Source organism: Deltaproteobacteria bacterium, from assembly GCA_026129095.1.
In the GTDB taxonomy this organism is placed as follows: Bacteria; JAGRBM01; JAGRBM01; order JAGRBM01; family JAHCIT01; genus JAHCIT01.
This window is the reverse complement of record JAHCIT010000004.1, coordinates 234,343-250,154: the sequence shown is the minus strand read 5'-3', so window position 1 is coordinate 250,154 and position 15,812 is coordinate 234,343. Positions and strand designations below refer to the sequence as shown.

At 63.8% G+C, this 15,812-nt stretch carries 14 protein-coding genes and 1 tRNA gene; 10 read left to right on the top strand and 5 right to left on the bottom strand.

Annotated features, from left to right (window positions below):
• Positions 1-82: 82 nt before the first annotated feature.
• Entirely contained in the window at positions 83-2,464 is a 2,382-nt protein-coding gene (locus KIT79_07780) for an FG-GAP repeat protein (protein ID MCW5829201.1), read from the bottom strand.
• A gap of 197 nt (positions 2,465-2,661) precedes the next feature.
• Here KIT79_07780 and ilvD point away from each other — a divergent pair, with 197 nt between their 5' ends.
• Positions 2,662-4,350: a dihydroxy-acid dehydratase gene (gene ilvD, locus KIT79_07775; protein MCW5829200.1), complete on the top strand. Its 1,689-nt coding sequence runs from the start codon at positions 2,662-2,664 to the stop codon at positions 4,348-4,350.
• 5 nt (positions 4,351-4,355) lie between these two features.
• Here ilvD and KIT79_07770 read toward each other — a convergent pair whose 3' ends face one another.
• The 3 genes from KIT79_07770 to KIT79_07760 all read right to left on the bottom strand — a co-directional run bounded on the left by KIT79_07770 (position 4,356) and on the right by KIT79_07760 (position 6,989).
• Positions 4,356-5,216 carry a hypothetical protein gene (locus tag KIT79_07770; GenBank protein MCW5829199.1) on the bottom strand — a complete coding sequence of 287 codons (861 nt, stop codon included), beginning with the start codon at positions 5,214-5,216 and terminating at the stop codon, positions 4,356-4,358.
• Between the two features lie 6 nt (positions 5,217-5,222).
• A complete protein-coding gene (locus KIT79_07765; protein ID MCW5829198.1) occupies positions 5,223-5,804 on the bottom strand; it encodes a YceI family protein in 582 nt (193 codons plus the stop codon).
• A 129-nt stretch (positions 5,805-5,933) separates the two neighbouring features.
• A complete protein-coding gene (locus KIT79_07760; protein MCW5829197.1) occupies positions 5,934-6,989 on the bottom strand; it encodes a saccharopine dehydrogenase NADP-binding domain-containing protein in 1,056 nt (351 codons plus the stop codon).
• 260 nt (positions 6,990-7,249) lie between these two features.
• Here KIT79_07760 and rpmI point away from each other — a divergent pair, with 260 nt between their 5' ends.
• The 9 genes from rpmI (at position 7,250) to thiO (ending at position 14,735) form a co-directional block, all read left to right on the top strand.
• The gene (rpmI, locus tag KIT79_07755; protein ID MCW5829196.1) at positions 7,250-7,447 is read left to right on the top strand and encodes a 50S ribosomal protein L35; all 198 of its coding nucleotides are present in this window, start codon (positions 7,250-7,252) and stop codon (positions 7,445-7,447) included.
• A 44-nt stretch (positions 7,448-7,491) separates the two neighbouring features.
• Complete coding sequence (gene rplT / locus KIT79_07750) at positions 7,492-7,845, top strand: 50S ribosomal protein L20 (protein ID MCW5829195.1); 354 nt, start codon at positions 7,492-7,494, stop codon at positions 7,843-7,845.
• Positions 7,846-7,859: 14 nt separating this feature from the next.
• On the top strand, positions 7,860-8,900 hold the full coding sequence (gene pheS, locus KIT79_07745; GenBank protein MCW5829194.1) for a phenylalanine--tRNA ligase subunit alpha: 1,041 nt from the start codon (positions 7,860-7,862) through the stop codon (positions 8,898-8,900).
• Between the two features lie 26 nt (positions 8,901-8,926).
• Positions 8,927-11,332, top strand: a complete 2,406-nt coding sequence (pheT, locus tag KIT79_07740; GenBank protein ID MCW5829193.1) for a phenylalanine--tRNA ligase subunit beta — start codon at positions 8,927-8,929, stop codon at positions 11,330-11,332.
• Between the two features lie 117 nt (positions 11,333-11,449).
• A complete protein-coding gene (locus tag KIT79_07735) occupies positions 11,450-11,725 on the top strand; it encodes an integration host factor subunit alpha (protein MCW5829192.1) in 276 nt (91 codons plus the stop codon).
• Positions 11,726-11,819: 94 nt separating this feature from the next.
• Positions 11,820-11,896 (top strand) — tRNA-Pro (locus tag KIT79_07730).
• 43 nt (positions 11,897-11,939) lie between these two features.
• The gene (surE, locus tag KIT79_07725) at positions 11,940-12,734 is read left to right on the top strand and encodes a 5'/3'-nucleotidase SurE (GenBank protein MCW5829191.1); all 795 of its coding nucleotides are present in this window, start codon (positions 11,940-11,942) and stop codon (positions 12,732-12,734) included.
• Positions 12,735-12,835: 101 nt separating this feature from the next.
• Positions 12,836-13,567, top strand: coding sequence for a peptidoglycan DD-metalloendopeptidase family protein (locus KIT79_07720; protein ID MCW5829190.1), 732 nt, complete (start codon positions 12,836-12,838; stop codon positions 13,565-13,567).
• Positions 13,568-13,625: 58 nt separating this feature from the next.
• A complete protein-coding gene (gene thiO / locus KIT79_07715; GenBank protein MCW5829189.1) occupies positions 13,626-14,735 on the top strand; it encodes a glycine oxidase ThiO in 1,110 nt (369 codons plus the stop codon).
• Positions 14,736-14,753: 18 nt separating this feature from the next.
• On the opposite strand, the gene KIT79_07710 is transcribed toward thiO, so the two are convergent.
• Positions 14,754-15,806, bottom strand: coding sequence for an AAA family ATPase (locus KIT79_07710; GenBank protein ID MCW5829188.1), 1,053 nt, complete (start codon positions 15,804-15,806; stop codon positions 14,754-14,756).
• Positions 15,807-15,812: the final 6 nt, after the last annotated feature.

Below are 15,812 nucleotides of genomic sequence, written 5' to 3'. Positions count from 1 at the left end.
GTCCGCCGCGCCCCTGCGGGGCGGGCTGTGCCATCCCCTGAACCGGGGTTCCCTCGTAGTCGTCGTTATCCATCAAAGGCGGTCAGTCGCAACTGTCGCTGAAAGTCATGCCTTCCTGGATGAACAGGCTGAGGCCGTCATGGTCCCGGCGGCCGAACTGGATGGTATCGCCACCAATATCGATCGACTGGCCATCTCCCATGCTCCATGAGGTGCCATAGGTACAGGCGTAATCGTTCGTTCCACCAAGAATATACAGAGACGACGATGTGGTGGACATGAGCGAGATCGCTCCGCGGGACAATTGGAGAGCATTCCCTTCACCTGTTCCGCCAAGGTCGATCGCCTCGATATTCCGGATATCCAGCCCGGCGTTGCGGTTATTCGACCACCAGCCTTTGCCCGTTCTGATCGTGTAGCCGCTTTGGGTGAAGCGAAGGACGTCAAAGCCGGAGCCGCCGTCCACCTTCTGGAAATACGGCTCGCTGACTTCGAACAGGTCATGGCCAGCGCCGCCGATCAGCGTATTTCCCTCGCCGGTAGCGGTGATGATGTCGTTCCCGCGGCCTCCCACGGCGGCGCCGCCACCCGACACGGACAGGGTATCACCGGCTGCTGTGCCTTCAGCCGTTACGCTGCCGGTCACGTCGCCGCCAAACAGGACCAGTACCTGTTTCCCGTCCCCGTAATAGCCGAGTGAGCCGATCAGGACGTCCGCGAAACCGTCGCCGTTGATGTCGCCGCCGGCGGCAACCGAGTAGCCGAGCATGCTGCCCGCCAGTGTTCCGCTAACGGTGATACCGTTCATGCCGTTCAGCGTGCTGAGTGACATCGTGCCGCCATCGGCTGTCCAGTCAGCCTTGCCGAAAACGATATAGGCCTTTCCGGCGCTGTTGATCCCTTCGATATCGCCGGTAGTCGGGTCTGCAAACGGAGCCCCGATGAGAATGTCGTCGAAGCCATCCCCGTTGAAATCGCCGATACCGGCGACGGACCTTCCGGTTCCATCGTTGGCGGCACTGCCAAACAGCATGAAACCGTTGGACCCGTTCAGGCTTCCCAAGGACTGGTTATATGGGAACCCCTCACTGTATCCGCTGTATCCAAACCGTACTGCCACGATGCCTTCCGAGCCTTCGCCCTCGACCCCAAAGGCCGGTACGCCAACGATCAGGTCGCTGTACCCGTCGCCGTTCACGTCGGCGAACGCCACGCTGTGGCCCAAATACCATCCATAGCCATCGGCAGACAAAGCGATTGATGGCACCCGGTTGTTATTGTCGTTCATGACGGGGCTGCCGGTCACGACGTAGGCCCGTCCGGAGTTATCGCCCTCGATGTGCAGCCAGGGATTGGAAACAGCAATGTCGGCGTATCCATCGCCGTTCACATCGCCGCTTCCGGCGAGCGCAAACCCGAATCCGTATCCCGAATTTCCTGGGTGGGATATCCGGTTACCGGGGAGACCCTCTCCGCCAATGTCACCGGATTCAAACCCGCCGGTATGGCTATCGGTGCCACGGGCAATCCAGGCAAGCCCGTGATAGGTGCCTTCAGCTTGGGTCTGGTAGGAATGTGAACCAAACAGGGCTTCGGCAAACCCGTCGCCGTTCATGTCCCATGAGGAGGCCGCCGAAAAGCCAAAAAGCCCGTCTTCCTGGCTGCCCCGGACCACAAGGCCACCACCTTCACCGAAATCGAAGCTGGTAAATGGCAGGGGATGGGAGAAGTCCGTTTCCCGGCCGAACAGGATGTACCCGCGGCCATTGTCATAATTGTCATAGCCTTCGGTGAAGGCCCCTTCTCCGGTCCATTCGTAATAATACCCCCACCGGGTAAGGTGCGATCCGAATATCATGTCGGCGAAGCCGTCGCCGTTGAAGTCGGTGCCGCCCGCCAGTGCCCGTCCGAACCGCTGGTCCTGATCCCATTCCCAGTAGTATGCCCCGCCTTCGTAGACGTATACGGCTTCATCCTGGCCGTCGATCCGGAAACCGTCGCCGGATGACAGGCTGTCGAGGCTGATATCGCTGAACGGCCCCGCTTTTCCCTTCAGCACCACTGCAGACCCACGGCCTTCGTTTGACAGATCCCGGCGGGAGAGTCCGATCAGGATGTCGTCGAAACCGTCGCCGTTGATGTCGCCGGCCGGTGCAACGGACCGTCCAAGGCCATTATCCCCGCTCAGGGTGATCCGGAAACCAATACAGTTGTCCACGTCGTTGTCGAAGATCTCGACGATGGTCTGACGGGGGCCGCAGCCGGTCAGGTCATCGTCATCATCGTCTGTCGACGTGGAGGTCGTGCCGTTTCCGCAGGCGGCCGCAAACACCAGCACCATGGCGACCATGATGGCGGGCCAGGTCTGCGGTACCACGGCAAACGAACAGCCGGTAAAGAAGAGCGTGGCGAAAAGGATGGTGGTGGCCAGCAGCTTGCGCTGGCGTCCGTTCTGGATTGGCATTTCCCCTCCGGAAAGCTGATATGGATCATAATCCAAGCACCAATTCCAGCAGCCGGCAAATTAAACCGGCTATTTTCTTTTGTTATTACAAGATGATGGGGACCGGCATTGGCCGGGGACCGTTGCCAGCAAGGCCCGGTGCCGTGTAGATGCACACGCCGGGCAGCAATTTGCCTGTAGTTACAAGGGAGTATGCCGTGCCGAACGATCTGAACCGCCGGAGCCGCCTGACCACCGAGGGGATCTCCCGCGCCCCGAATCGCGCCATGCTGCGGGGCGTCGGTTTCCTCGATACCGACTTCAGCCGCCCGATGATCGGGGTCGCTTCGCTCTACAGCCAGATCACGCCCTGCAACGACCATCTGGACCGCCTGGCCCGGAAAGCCAGCGAGGGTATCCGGGCGGCGGGCGGAGTGCCACAGATTTTTGGCGCGCCGACCGCCTCCGACGGGATCCAGATGGGCCATCTCGGGATGCGGTACAGTCTCGTTTCCCGCGAGGTGATCGCCGATTCGATCGAGGTGGTCGCCGGCGGCATGAACCACGACGGAATCCTCGCCTTCGGCGGGTGCGACAAGAATATGCCCGGCTGTCTCATGGCGATGGTCCGCATGAACGTGCCGTCAATCTTCGTCTATGGCGGCAGCATCCTGCCGGGCGTGGGCGCCGACGGGACGGATATTGATATCGCCACGGTGTTCGAGGCCGTGGGCCGCCAGCAGGCGGGCACCCTCAGCACGGACGAGGTGGACCGGATCGAGTTCGAGGCCTGTCCCGGTCCGGGCGCCTGCGGCGGCATGTACACGGCGAACACCATGAGTTCCGCCATCGAGGCGATGGGGATGTCGCTACCCTACAGCGCCAGCATGCCGGCCGTGACGGCAGGCAAGGAGCGCGAATCGTTCCTTGCGGGCAAGGCGCTGGTGAACCTGATCGAGAAGGATATCCGCCCGCGCCAGATCGTCACGAAGAAGGCGCTCGAAAACGCCTATACGCTGGTGCTCGCGCTTGGTGGCTCGACCAACGCCGTTTTGCACCTGCTCGCCATCGCCTATGAGGCCGAGGTCGAGTGGACGCTCGACGACATGAACCGCCTCGGGGACAAGGTGCCGCATCTGGCTGACCTCAAGCCCGGCGGGCGGTACGTGATGAACGACCTGCACCGCGTGGGCGGCACTCCGGCCGTCCTGAAGGCGCTGCTGGACCGCGGGATGCTGCACGGCGACTGTCTCACCGTGACGGGCAGGACCTTGGCGGAAAACCTCAAAGGCGTGGCCAGCATCTACCAGCGGAAACAGGACGTGGTGAAGCCGTTCGATGCCCCCATGTACCCGACGGGACACCTGGTGGTCCTGCGCGGGAACCTCGCGCCGGGCGGCGCGGTGGCCAAGGTTGCTGGTCTGCCCGAGGAGGCCCGCCGGATCACCGGTCCGGCGCGTGTATTCGAGGGCGAGGAGGCCTGCTTTGCGGCCATACAGGCGAAGCAGATCCGGGCGGGCGATGTGATCGTGATCCGTGGCGAGGGTCCGGTGGGCGGTCCCGGCATGCGCGAGATGCTTGCCGTGACGGCCGCGCTGGTCGGGCAGGGGCTCGGCGAGAAGGTGGGACTGCTGACGGATGGCCGGTTCTCGGGCGCCTCGCACGGTCTCGTGGTGGGCCATGTGACGCCGGAAGCCTGGACCGGCGGGCCGATCGGCCTGCTGAAGGAAGGCGACAAGGTGACGATTGACGCCGTCCGGAAACTCCTCGCCGTTGATCTTTCAGATGCGGAACTGGAAAAGCGCCGGGCGGCGTGGAAGCAGCCGGAACTGAAGGTAAAGCGCGGCGTTCTCGCCAAGTATGCCCGCACCGTCCGCCCCGCTTCCGAAGGCGCGACAACGGCCTGACGGCATCAGTAGTAGACGTCGGGCGGGGTTTGGACCGCCATCAGTGCCGCGACGGCGGGCGTTACTGCGCCCAGCGTACCGAGCAGAATGCTTCGTTTCCAGCCGGAAACCGATTCGGGGAGCTTCCATGCAGCGATGAGCGGCAGCAGGGGGGCGGCCATGACGAGGGCGGCTCCTGTCAGCGAAAACTCCGAATAGAAATGGCCATTGGCCACAAGTGCCAGCAGGATGGCGCCAGCTGGAAGGGCCATGAACCGTGCATTGAGTTCCGGTTTTTTCAGTGTCACCAGGTACAGGACTCCGCAGACAGCAGCTTGCACACCCATAAGCTGCGCCAGCAGCGCACTGCCGGAGAGTCCAAGGGTGCCCGCGGTAAGCGCGCCCGATGCGCCCGCCACGGCGAGCAGCGAATGGTCGGCCGTTTTCGCGGCGATCCGCTCGCTGGCCTCCACGTATGCCAGTCCCGCCAGTGACGTTCCGGCAAGCCACAGCCAGCCGGCCGCGCCTTCCCAGGTGTGTTCCATGAGCGGCCGGAGCATCAGCCACTGGACGGCGGCGAGCACCAGGAAGCTCTTGAGAAGCTGCACCCATGCAGGGGGCTTCCAGAAGGCAAACCCAAGGGCGAAGGCCGTCGCTGCGAAGGCGATGAACGGAAGCCACTCGCCTGTCACGACCGGCGGGAACTTCGGCACGCCGGAGATTCCCGCATAACCGGCCACGAAGCCCAGGCCCACGGCGGCGGGGAGGGCGGAAGCCGACGCCGCACGCCGGTCACCGCCTTCCCGCTGCCGGAGCGAACTGAGCAGGACCGCCGCCGCCAGTGCGGCGGGCAGGAAAACTCCATAGATAAGGGCACTGGCCAGCAACGGGTGCTATTCCGCGATCGCTTCCACCGAGACGTGCAGTTCCACCTCGTCGGCGATGTTCGGGATACCGTAGTTCACCCCGAAGTCGCTGCGCTTGATCGTGAAGGTGGTGTGGCCGCCCACGACTTCCTTGCCGGTCTGGTTTTTCACGCGGCCGACCTCGGTGAAGGTGAACGACAGCGGCTTGGTGACACCGCGGATCGTGAGATCGCCGGAAACATCCCAGGTCTTGTCACCAGACTTCTTCACCGACCTGGACTTGAAGGTGGCGTTCGGGAACTGCTTGGCGAGGAAGAAATCGGGCCCGCGCAGGTGATCGTCGCGCTTGGCATTGTTGGTGTCCACGCTGGCCGGCTTGATGGTGAAATCAACGGCGCTGGCCTCGGGTTTCTCCGTGTTCAGGGAGATCGAGCCGGAAATGTCATTGAATCGCCCCCAGTTGTAGGCGGCGCCGATGTGCAGGACCTTGAACATCACATAGGTATGCACGGGGTCGATCTTGTGGGTGGCATTGGCGGAGCTTGCGCCGGCCAGCGGGAGGGCGGCAGCCAGGGCGGTGGCCAGAAAAAAGCGTGTGCGGGTCGTCATGGTGTACATTTTCCTTTCGCGGGAAATGAGAGTTGTCCGCGAAGCCTACCCGCTGCCGGCGAAACTTGTCCATCGGGGCAGGGCGGTGCGAAGATGAAAACCTGGTCATGAAACTGCCGCTGGCAGTCCCTATCCGATCTGCAGTTTCGCGCCCGGTAGCCGGGTAATGAAACCGGCGCCGAACGCCTTTGAAGGTGTCCAGGCTCCGCCCGGCACTTCGCCGGCGGCGACCCGTTCGGTGGCGGCGAGGGCCGCGTCCACGGTGAAGAGGTATACTTCGGAAATCTCCAGCGTTCCCTCAACGGTCTTGCCGGAGGCGTTTCTCACGCAGCCCCAGAGGTAAACCTTCGCCGACTGGCGGTAGGTTTCATCCGGCCCGGTCACGCGCCGTTCGATCTGGTTTTTCAGGAACCGCTGGACAGCTGGCCGCCCGAACAGTGGCAGAAACGGGCGGCCAATCCTCATTCCCGCGATGACCGGCGCCGGTACCGGCACATAGACCGTGATGTTCGGAATGCCCGTGGACTGGTAGGCGGTCGAGACGTCGCCCCAGGGGATGGAAACCCCCGTGTATGACTTGCCGCCCAGCCTGAGAGGCCGGGTGCGCGATCCCGTCGGGATGGAAACAATTTTGCCGTCTTTCCGGATCTTGCTGCCGTGGGGGATTCCCTCGACCACCGTCTTGAGGGTGCCGGGGCTGATCCTGTTGAAGCCTCCAAAGGCCAGTTCCAGCTCGGTGGCATCCGGAAGCGCCCGGTGCAGCGAGGCGGCAAGACAGTCCGACGGAACGACGTCGAAGCCCACTCCGGGCATCAGCGCCACTTTCGCGGCCTTGGCCTCTTCATGACGTGCGGCGATGGCCTCGAAAACCTCGATCTCGCCCGTGATGTCGAGGTAGTGGACCCCGGCCGCCAGACAGCCATCCACCATCGGGCGGCTCGTCGCCGAAAACGGACCCGCGCAGTGCAGGACCGCCGCCATGCCGTCGAGCCCCTTGCGGATCTCCTCCGGGCGGTCGAGACCGAAGGCCCGGTAATCGAGCTTCAAACGCTCGGCGAGAGGACGGATCCGGTCGGCAGTCCGCCCCGCCAGAACCGGCCGTTTGCCCCGTTTGACGGCGATTTCGGCCGCCAGGGCCCCCGTGTAGCCGTTGGCGCCGTAGATCATCCAGGCCGGTTCTGACATGGTGGAAACCCTCCGCGACTCTCCTGTTAATCCACGGGTGCAGAGGGGCCAAGAACCGGAGTCTTTATCGTGGTTTGGGGTTTCCGGAGGGCATCCGGATTGCGGTTGACTTTTACCCCCGGTCCCGTGAATACACCCGGTCCGACCGGGACTCCCCCCGTGAGTCTGGCGTCCGGCCAGAGGCCTTTCCAAGGGTCTCCGGAGCTGGTCAGGCCAGGCGAAACGGGCCCCTGGAAGCTATAAAGAGGAGACGACAACCCATGCCCAAGATCAAGACGCTCAAGTCTGCGGCCAAGCGCCTCAAGAAGAAGCCGTCCGGCCGGATCAAGTTCAAGCACGCCCATGCGCGGCACCTGCTTGCTGGCAAGAGCCAGGAATCCAAGCGGGCCCACCGGAAGCGTGCCTACGTCTCCGGCGCGGATGAAGCCCGTGCAAGCAGGATGCTTCCGAACGGCTGATCCGTATCTTATCGGTTTTTATTCTTTCTTAAGGAGTTTGTACCATGCCCCGAGCCAAACGTGGAACGAAAGCCCGCGCCCGCCGCAACAAGATACTGAACCTCGCCGAGGGCCGCCGTCACGGCCATCGCCGCCTGATCAAGACCGCCCGTGATTCGGTTATCCGCGGCGGCAAGTTCGCCTACCGCGACCGGCGGGTGAAGAAGCGGGACTTCCGCGGACTGTGGATCCAGCGGATCAACGCCGCCGTGCGCGAGCACGGACTGTCCTACAGCCAGTTCATCGCCGCGCTGAAGAAGGCCGGCATCGAACTGGACCGGAAGGTGCTGGCGGAACTCGCCCTTGAGAACCCGCAGGGGTTCAAGGCGCTGGTTGACCAGGTACAGGCCGCGGCCTGAGCAGTCCCGGCCAGATGGGCACCCCCGACGCCACTCCGGCCTCCCGTCTGAAGGCGGTGACCGAACAGGGCCTTGCCGAGATTGCCTCGGCGGGTTCTGTCGCGGCGCTCCAGGAGATCGATACCCGGTATCTGGGCCGCAAGAAGGGCCTTGTTTCGGATGTCCTCGCCACGCTCCGGAACGTGCCGGACGCCGAGCGGGCCGAACTGGGCAAGGCCGCCAATGCAGCCAAGGAACAGCTCACGGCCGCGATGGAAGCACGCCGCCGTGAACTGTACAGCGCGGAACTGGACCAGAAACTCGCCGCCGAATCGCTGGACATCACCTTGCCGTCGCGGGGAGTGCCGCTCGGCCGCATGCATCCCGTTTCGCAGATGGAACGCGAGGTGCGCGATATCCTGCTCCGGATGGGATTCAGTGTCGTGGACGGGCCGGAAGTCGAGCTCGACTACTACAACTTCGAGGCTCTGAACTTTCCCGCTGACCATCCGGCCCGCGACATGCAGGACACGTTCTATGTCGCTCCCGGCGTGGTGCTTCGCACGCACACGTCGCCGGTCCAGATCCGGGCGATGCTCAAGCGCAAGCCGCCGGTGAAGGTGATCTGCACCGGTCGCGTCTACCGGTGTGATTCGGACCAGACCCATTCACCCATGTTTCACCAGATGGAAGTGCTCTGGATTGACGAGCAGATCACCTTTGCGGACCTGAAGGGCGTGCTGCGGGCGTTTATCCGGGAACTGTTCGGTCCGGAACAGGAAGTCCGCCTGCGGCCGAGCTTCTTCCCGTTCACCGAGCCATCGGCTGAAGTGGACATCCAGTGCGTGTTCTGCGGCGGCAAGGGCTGTGGCGTCTGCAAGCACACCGGCTGGCTTGAGGTGCTGGGAGCGGGGATGGTGGATCCCAACGTCCTCAAGGCGGTGAACTACGACCCCGAAAAGGTGCAGGGGTTTGCATTCGGGACCGGAATTGAGCGGCTCGCCATGTTGAAATACCGGATTCCCGACCTGAGACTCTTTTTCGAGAACGACGTCCGGTTTCTGGGCCGCTACTAGCGTGAATTGCGGGATGAACTGAAGCGATGCGCGTATCGGTAAACTGGTTGAGTGAACTGCTGCCGGGCCTGAAGATCCCGGCGGCCGAGATCGCCCGCGTCCTCACCCAGGCGGGGCTGGAAGTGGAGGCGATCCATGATCCGGCTGTCCAGTGGCAGGGGGTGGTGACGGCCCGCGTGGTGAAGGTCGAGCCGCATCCCTCGGCCGACAAGCTCCGGCTGGCCACGGTTGACGCCGGCGGGGCGGAGCAGAAGGTCGTCTGCGGAGCCCCCAACTGCCGCGAGGGGATGATCGTTCCGCTGGCAAAGGAAGGCGCCAGGCTTCCGGACGGGACGGTCATTCAGGCCGCGAAGATTCGCGGCGTCGAGAGCCGGGGGATGCTGTGCTCGCAGTCGGAGCTGGGGATCTCGGCCGACAAGTCCGGCCTGTGGGAACTTCCGGAGGGAACGGCGGCGGGGCTGCCTCTCGCCGATGTCGCAGGGGACGGCGCTGTGCTGGAGATCGCCGTGACGCCGAACCGCGGCGACGCATTGTCGGTGGTGGGAATCGCCCGCGACCTGGCGGCGCTGCTCCGGCTCGACATGGCCGAGCCGAAGTTCCAGCTTGTGGAATCCGGACCGCTGGCAAAGGATCAGGTTGCTGTCACGGTCGAGAACGGCACCGACTGTCCGCTCTACTGCGGGCGGATCGTGAAAGGCATCCGGGTGGGGCCGAGCCCCTTCTGGCTGTCCCGGCGTCTCCAGGCCCATGGTATCCGTGCGATCAGCAACATCGTTGACATCACCAACTACATTCTTCTGCTCCACGGCCAGCCTCTGCATGCATTTGATCTTGCCCTGCTTCCGTCAAGGGCCATCGGGGTCCGGGGCGCCCGGGCGGGAGAAAAACTGACGACGCTGGACGGCATCGAGCGGCAGCTTTTCGAGGGCCAGCTCACGATCGTTTCAGGTGACGTGCCGGTGGCGCTGGGTGGCGTCATGGGCGGGAAATCCACGGAAGTCACCGGGAAGACGGCGGACGTCTTCATCGAGAGCGCGTGGTTCCATCCGTCAGCCGTCCGGAAAAGCTCGAAGGCGACGGGGCTCGTGAGCGAGAGTTCCTACCGGTTCGAGCGCGGCATTGATCCGGTGCGGACCGGTGTGGCGCTGGACCATGCGGCCCGGATGATGGCTGAACTGGGCGGCGGCGAGGTGTCGAAAGGCCGTATCGAGGTTTCCTCCGGCGGCCTCCGCCCCCGCGAACTGGATCTCCGTCCGGCCCGGATCAGCCGTATCCTCGGATATGAGATACCGGCGGCCACGGTGACCGATGTGCTTGCCCGGCTCGGCATGAAGGTGTCGGGTGGCGGCGCGGCGCTCAAGGTGACGGTGCCGGCGGCACGGCATGACATAGAGCGGGAAATCGATCTTATCGAGGAACTGGTCCGGGTGGACGGCTACGAAAAGGTGCCGGCGACGCTGCCAGCCGTGGCCGCGCAGCCCGTTTCGGATCTCTCGCCGTGGGCGGGGATTGAAAGCCTGAGAAGCCTCCTCGTCGCCCGGGGACTTGTGGAGTGCATCACCTATACGTTTGTTTCCGACCGGTGGCCGGACCAGTTCCGCCTTGCGGCGAACGATCCGCGCCGGACGGCGGTGAAACTCCAGAATGCGATCCGCAGCGACGAGTCGGTGATGCGGACACTGCTGCTTCCCTCGATTGCCGCCGTGGCCAAGTTCAATGCCGATCACGGGGCAGGGCGTCTCAGGCTGTTCGAGCTCGGCCGGGTTTACCGGCCGGTGAAGGGCGAGTCGCTTCCCGCCGAGCGCGGCGTGCTGGCCGCGCTCATCCAGTCCCCGGAAGGCAAAACCTTCTGGGAGCAGGAAAGCGTCCGGGGTGAAACCTTCTTTGAGATGAAGGCACTGGTGGAGGCCATTGGCCCCCGGTTCCATGCGCCACTGAAGACCGGTAGCCGGGCTCAGGAGCCGTTCCTTCATCCGGGCCGGTCGGCAGAGATCGTCCTTAACGGCCAGACCATCGGCGTGTACGGCGAACTCCACCCGGAGACAGCCGCCGCTTACGACCTCAAGGGGCGGATAGCGGTGCTGGAACTGGAAACCGGGCCGCTGGTGAGTCTCCTGCGGAATATGGAACAGCTTCCTGAAACGGACCGGTTCCCGCCGGTAAAACGGGACTTTTCGTTCGTGGTGCCCGATACCGTGCCGGCGGGCAGCCTGACGGCCCTGATCCGGCAGGCGGGCGGAGAGATGGTCCAGGAGGTCGAGGTGTTCGACCTGTTCCGGGGCGGCAAGCTTCCTGAAGGCACCCACTCGCTGGCCGTGGCCGTGCGGCTCCGGTCCAGGGAGGGAACGCTCACCGAGGACCAGATCCGGGCCGTGGAAAGCCGGGTTCTGGAACGTCTCAAGGCCGATTTGGGCGTCGAGCTAAGGCACTAGAAATACTTGTCTTTTCGGCGGGACGGGGTAAGATACCCCAAATGCCGCCACGATGAGTGATGCCGGGGAACAAGGGTTCCCGGCGCGGCTGGTTTGAGGGAAATCTGAATGGGCACGATGACCAAGGCTGATTTTGTCGAGGCGGTCTACCAGAAGGTCGGCTTTTCCAAGAAGGAAGGGGCCGAGATCGTCGAGGGGATGTTCGAGATCATCAAGGAGACCCTGACCGGGAGCGACCGCCTGAAGATATCTGGCTTTGGCAACTTCGTCGTGAAGTCCAAGCGGACCCGTATCGGCCGCAATCCCCACACCGGCGAGGAGATCAAGATCAGTGCCCGCCGGGTACTCACGTTCAAGCCCTCGCAGGTGCTGAAAAACATTCTCAACCCCTGACCGCCGGTTCCCGCCGTTCGTGTCATTGATTTGCCACCGGCAACCGGTTACTCCGGTGCGCGGCGGCGGGACCGCCAGAAAAAAGAACTCGTACCGGGCTGTAGCGCAGTTGGCTAGCGCGCACCCTTGGGGTGGGTGAGGTCGGGGGTTCAAGTCCCCCCAGCCCGACCAGATTTTACCCCCTGTCCGCCCGTGCTCCCGCCAGCCCCACCCGATGCCGGAAACCAAGCACAGCACGGACAAACGCCCCCTGGTTCTCGTTTCCAACGACGACGGCGTCTGGGCTCCGGGCATCAGGGCGCTGGCCGATTCCATGCGTGACATGGGTGCCGAGGTGATTGTCTCCGCGCCCGACCGGGAACAGTCGGCGATGGGCCACGCGCTCACCGTTTCCCGTCCGCTCCAGCGGATCGAGGTCGCCCCCGGCGTCACTGCCTGGGACGGGACGCCGACCGATGCCGTCATCATGGGTGTCAACGTGGTCCTGGAAGGCCGGACCCCGGACCTCGTGGTGAGCGGCATCAATCACGGACAGAACCTGGGCGACGACGTGACCTATTCGGGCACCGTGAGCGCGGCGATGGAAGGGTGCATACTTGGCATTCCGTCGGTCGCCTTTTCGCTCGCCACGAAGGCGCTGGATGCCGACTACGGTCCCGCCTCGAAAGTGGCCGCCGATGTGGCCCGCTGGGTGCTCACCCACGGTCTTCCACCGGACACGTTGCTGAACGTCAACATCCCGGCCATCCCCGCCGCCGAAATCAGGGGTTCCAAGATCACCATCCAGGGCCGCCGCCGGTACGAACAGACCGTAAAGACGATGGAAGGGCCGTTCAACCGGAAGGTTTACTGGATCGCCGGTGAACAGAAGGTGATCGAGACGCACGATCACGCCGACTTCAATGCGGTGAAGGACGGCTTCGTGTCGATTACGCCGCTCCATCTCAACATGACCCACTTCGCGGCGTTGAAGATGATCGTCCATATTCCCACAGCATTCGATAAGTAGTTCGCTAAGCGTGCCGCGTGCCGGTTTTCATGGACAATTTACCCTCATTGACCTATAATTTCTTCGTCCTTCTTCCTCCCGCACGCATCTGGAAAGTTCTGGTGCGATCCGTACGTACATATGCGCTCATGGCGGCTCTCCTGACGCTGGCTGGTTTGTCCGCCTGCGCGCAGAAGCGCGGCGTCTATCACGAGGTCCAGCGCGGCGAGACCTTGTCCGTCATTGCCCGCGGCTACGACATGGACCCCGAACTGCTGGCGATCTGGAACGGCGTCAAGGATCCGAACCGGATCAATGTGGGAGACCGGCTCTGGGTTCCCGGCGCGCAGGAGCCGGTCCATGCGGCGCGCAAGCCACAGGCAGGCGACAAGGCGTCCGATGCACCGCCGCCCCGGCGCTCAAGCGGCGAGCGTGTCGCGTCGGTCGAACCAGCGCCCCGTGCCGTGGTGAAGAGTCCGCCCATTCGCCTCATCTGGCCGCTGGAAAAACCGAAAATGCTGTCTGCCTTCGGTCCCCGTAGCGGCCGCAATCACGACGGCCTTGATCTGGGCGCGCCGAAGGGAACGAAAATCCGTGCTGCCGCCGATGGCCGGGTGATCTATGCGGGCGATGGTCTCCGGGGCTACGGCAACCTTATCATCATCCGGCATACTGGAAACTGGGCGACGGTCTATGCCCATAACGACGAGAACCTTGTGGAGAAGGATGATTTCATCCGCGCCGGAGAGGTGGTCGCCACTGTGGGTGATACCGGTGCCGCCACGACGCCACACCTGCATTTCGAGCTCCGCGACGGCAAGCAGGCCATTGATCCGATGCCCTATCTGCCCTGACCGGCGACTCTGTGACTGGTCATATTCCCTCCTTGAATCCCTGCTAGACTCCCCCGGCATGCGGCGGGCGGAAATTATTGTCATTGGCGGCGGCGTAATGGGTTCGGCCCTGGCGCGGGAGCTGGCCCGCAGCGGCCGTGATGTCGTCATGCTGGAAAAGGCCGTTCCGGGCGCCGAGGCGTCATCGGCGGCAGCCGGCATTCTCGGTGCCCAGGCCGAGGCCGGGGGGCCGGGGCCGTTCATGGACCTGTGCCTGAAGAGCCGGGATCTCTACGAGGGATTTGCCGCCGCACTCCGTGAGGAAACGGGAGTCGATATCTGCTACCGCCGGTCGGGACTGCTCAAGGTCGCCTTCGATGAGCAGTCCCAGGGCTGGCTCGATTCCATTCGGGCGTGGCAGCAGGAGGCAGGACTTCCGGTGGAGGTGCTTTCCGGGGACGATGCCCGCAGGAAGGAACCGGCCCTGTCGCCGGAAGTATCCGGCGCGCTGCATTTTGCGGACGACGGAATCGTGGATAACCGGCTTCTGGTGCAGGCGCTTTTCCGGGCCGCCGTGACGGCCGGTGTGAGCGTCATCAGCGGGGAGACGGTCCGCCGGGTTAGAATCGAAGGCGGGAAGGTGCGCGGAGTCGAGATGGACGGCGGACCAGTGGATGCGCCCGTGGTGTGCCTGTGCGCCGGAAGCTGGTCGTCGCTGGTACCGGGGACGGAACTTCCGCCCGATCTCGTGCAACCGGTTCGTGGCCAGATGCTCGCTGTCCGGACGCCAAAGGGAACACTCGGCCGGGTGGTGTTCACGCAGGAGGGCTACGCCGTCCCCCGTGACGACGGACGGATCATTGCCGGTTCGACGATGGAGATGGCCGGGTTTGAGAAACAGGTGACGGTCGAGGGCCTGCGTAAACTTGCCGGGCTGCTCCAGAAAGCCATTCCGGCTGCCAGGGATGCCGAAGTGATAGAGACATGGGCCGGGCTCCGCCCCTGCACGGCGGACTTCCTTCCGGTCATCGGCCGGACACAGACGGAAGGGCTTTTCATCTCGACCGGCCATTTCCGGAACGGAATCCTGCTCACGCCGGTATCGGCTCGCCTGCTCCGGCAACTGATCAACGGAGAAACTCCGGACATGAGTCTGGAGCCGTTTTCGATCAACCGGTTCGATGTCTAGCTGGAACGGTTCCGGCGTTCAGGTGCCGATCTTGCCCAGGATGTCGTCGATCTCGTCATCGGCTGCGCCGCCGATAAGCGATGTCACCTCGTCCTTGGCCGTCGGCTTGTGCGGGGCTGCCGCATGACTGGCGGCGGCCGGTTGTGATGCGGGGGGACGCGACGGCGGCACATTCAGCCGGGGCGTGGCGGGCGGGGCCTTCAGTCCTGGCGCACCGGCGGGTTTCGGGACGGCATGGGCAGCCGGACTCTGGCCGGTCTGGTCCAGCCCCAGGTCGCTGGCGATCTGGCGGATCAGGCTGGCGCCAATCTGTTCCTGCTTGGTGAGGGAACCTTCGAACAGGGCGTTGTCGCAGATCGTGTTGATGATCCGGGGTATTCCGTGGGAATACTGGTGAACCACCCTGATGGCGTCCGGAAGGAGCAACGGCTTGGTGCAGCCCGAAAGCCGGAGCCGGTGGTCGATGTAGGCGGTCGTGGCTTCCTCGTTCAGCGGCTCCAGGTGGTAGCGCATGGCGATGCGGCCTGCGAGTGGTTCGTCCAGCTTCAGGTTCTGGTCCAGTTCGGGCAGGCCGAAGAAGATGAACGTGATGAGCTTTGACCCGGGTATCTCCAGATTCAGGAGTCCGCGGAACTCCTCCATGATGTCCCGCGTCTGGAGCATCTGCGCCTCGTCGATGAGGACGATGGCCTTCTTCCCCTTCTTGTTGATCTCGACCAGCCGTTCATAGAGCTGGGACAGGACGGTCAGCTTGTCGTCGGCCGGAGTCTTCACCCCCAGCTGCGAGGCGATGCGCTTCAGGAGCCATTCGGCGGTGATGCCGGAGTGGATGATCACCAGCAGCGCCGCTTCGTACTCGTCCTCCGGGAGCTGGTCGAGCATCCGGCGCGCGAGGGTGGTCTTGCCGGCGCCGATGTCACCGACGAGCACACCGAGGCCCTTCATGCCCTCGGCCACGGCCTGCAGCCGGAGCAGCGCCTTGGCGTGCTGCGAGCTGTTGAAATAGAACTTGGAAACCGGCGCGTTCGAAAACGGTTCCTGCGACAGCCCGTAGTACTGGAGATAGTTCATCTCGTA

Excerpts from the sequence above, each read along its gene's own strand:
- KIT79_07780 (MCW5829201.1), bottom strand. The coding sequence starts at position 2,464 with ATGCCAATCCAGAACGGACGCCAGCGCAAGCTGCTGGCCACCACCATC.
- KIT79_07765 (MCW5829198.1), bottom strand. The coding sequence starts at position 5,804 with ATGACGACCCGCACACGCTTTTTTCTGGCCACCGCCCTGGCTGCCGCC.
- KIT79_07760 (MCW5829197.1), bottom strand. The coding sequence starts at position 6,989 with ATGTCAGAACCGGCCTGGATGATCTACGGCGCCAACGGCTACACGGGG.
- rpmI (MCW5829196.1), top strand. The coding sequence starts at position 7,250 with ATGCCCAAGATCAAGACGCTCAAGTCTGCGGCCAAGCGCCTCAAGAAG.
- rplT (MCW5829195.1), top strand. The coding sequence starts at position 7,492 with ATGCCCCGAGCCAAACGTGGAACGAAAGCCCGCGCCCGCCGCAACAAG.
- pheS (MCW5829194.1), top strand. The coding sequence starts at position 7,860 with ATGGGCACCCCCGACGCCACTCCGGCCTCCCGTCTGAAGGCGGTGACC.
- pheT (MCW5829193.1), top strand. The coding sequence starts at position 8,927 with ATGCGCGTATCGGTAAACTGGTTGAGTGAACTGCTGCCGGGCCTGAAG.
- KIT79_07735 (MCW5829192.1), top strand. The coding sequence starts at position 11,450 with ATGACCAAGGCTGATTTTGTCGAGGCGGTCTACCAGAAGGTCGGCTTT.
- surE (MCW5829191.1), top strand. The coding sequence starts at position 11,940 with ATGCCGGAAACCAAGCACAGCACGGACAAACGCCCCCTGGTTCTCGTT.
- thiO (MCW5829189.1), top strand. The coding sequence starts at position 13,626 with ATGCGGCGGGCGGAAATTATTGTCATTGGCGGCGGCGTAATGGGTTCG.
- KIT79_07710 (MCW5829188.1), bottom strand. The coding sequence starts at position 15,806 with ATGAACTATCTCCAGTACTACGGGCTGTCGCAGGAACCGTTTTCGAAC.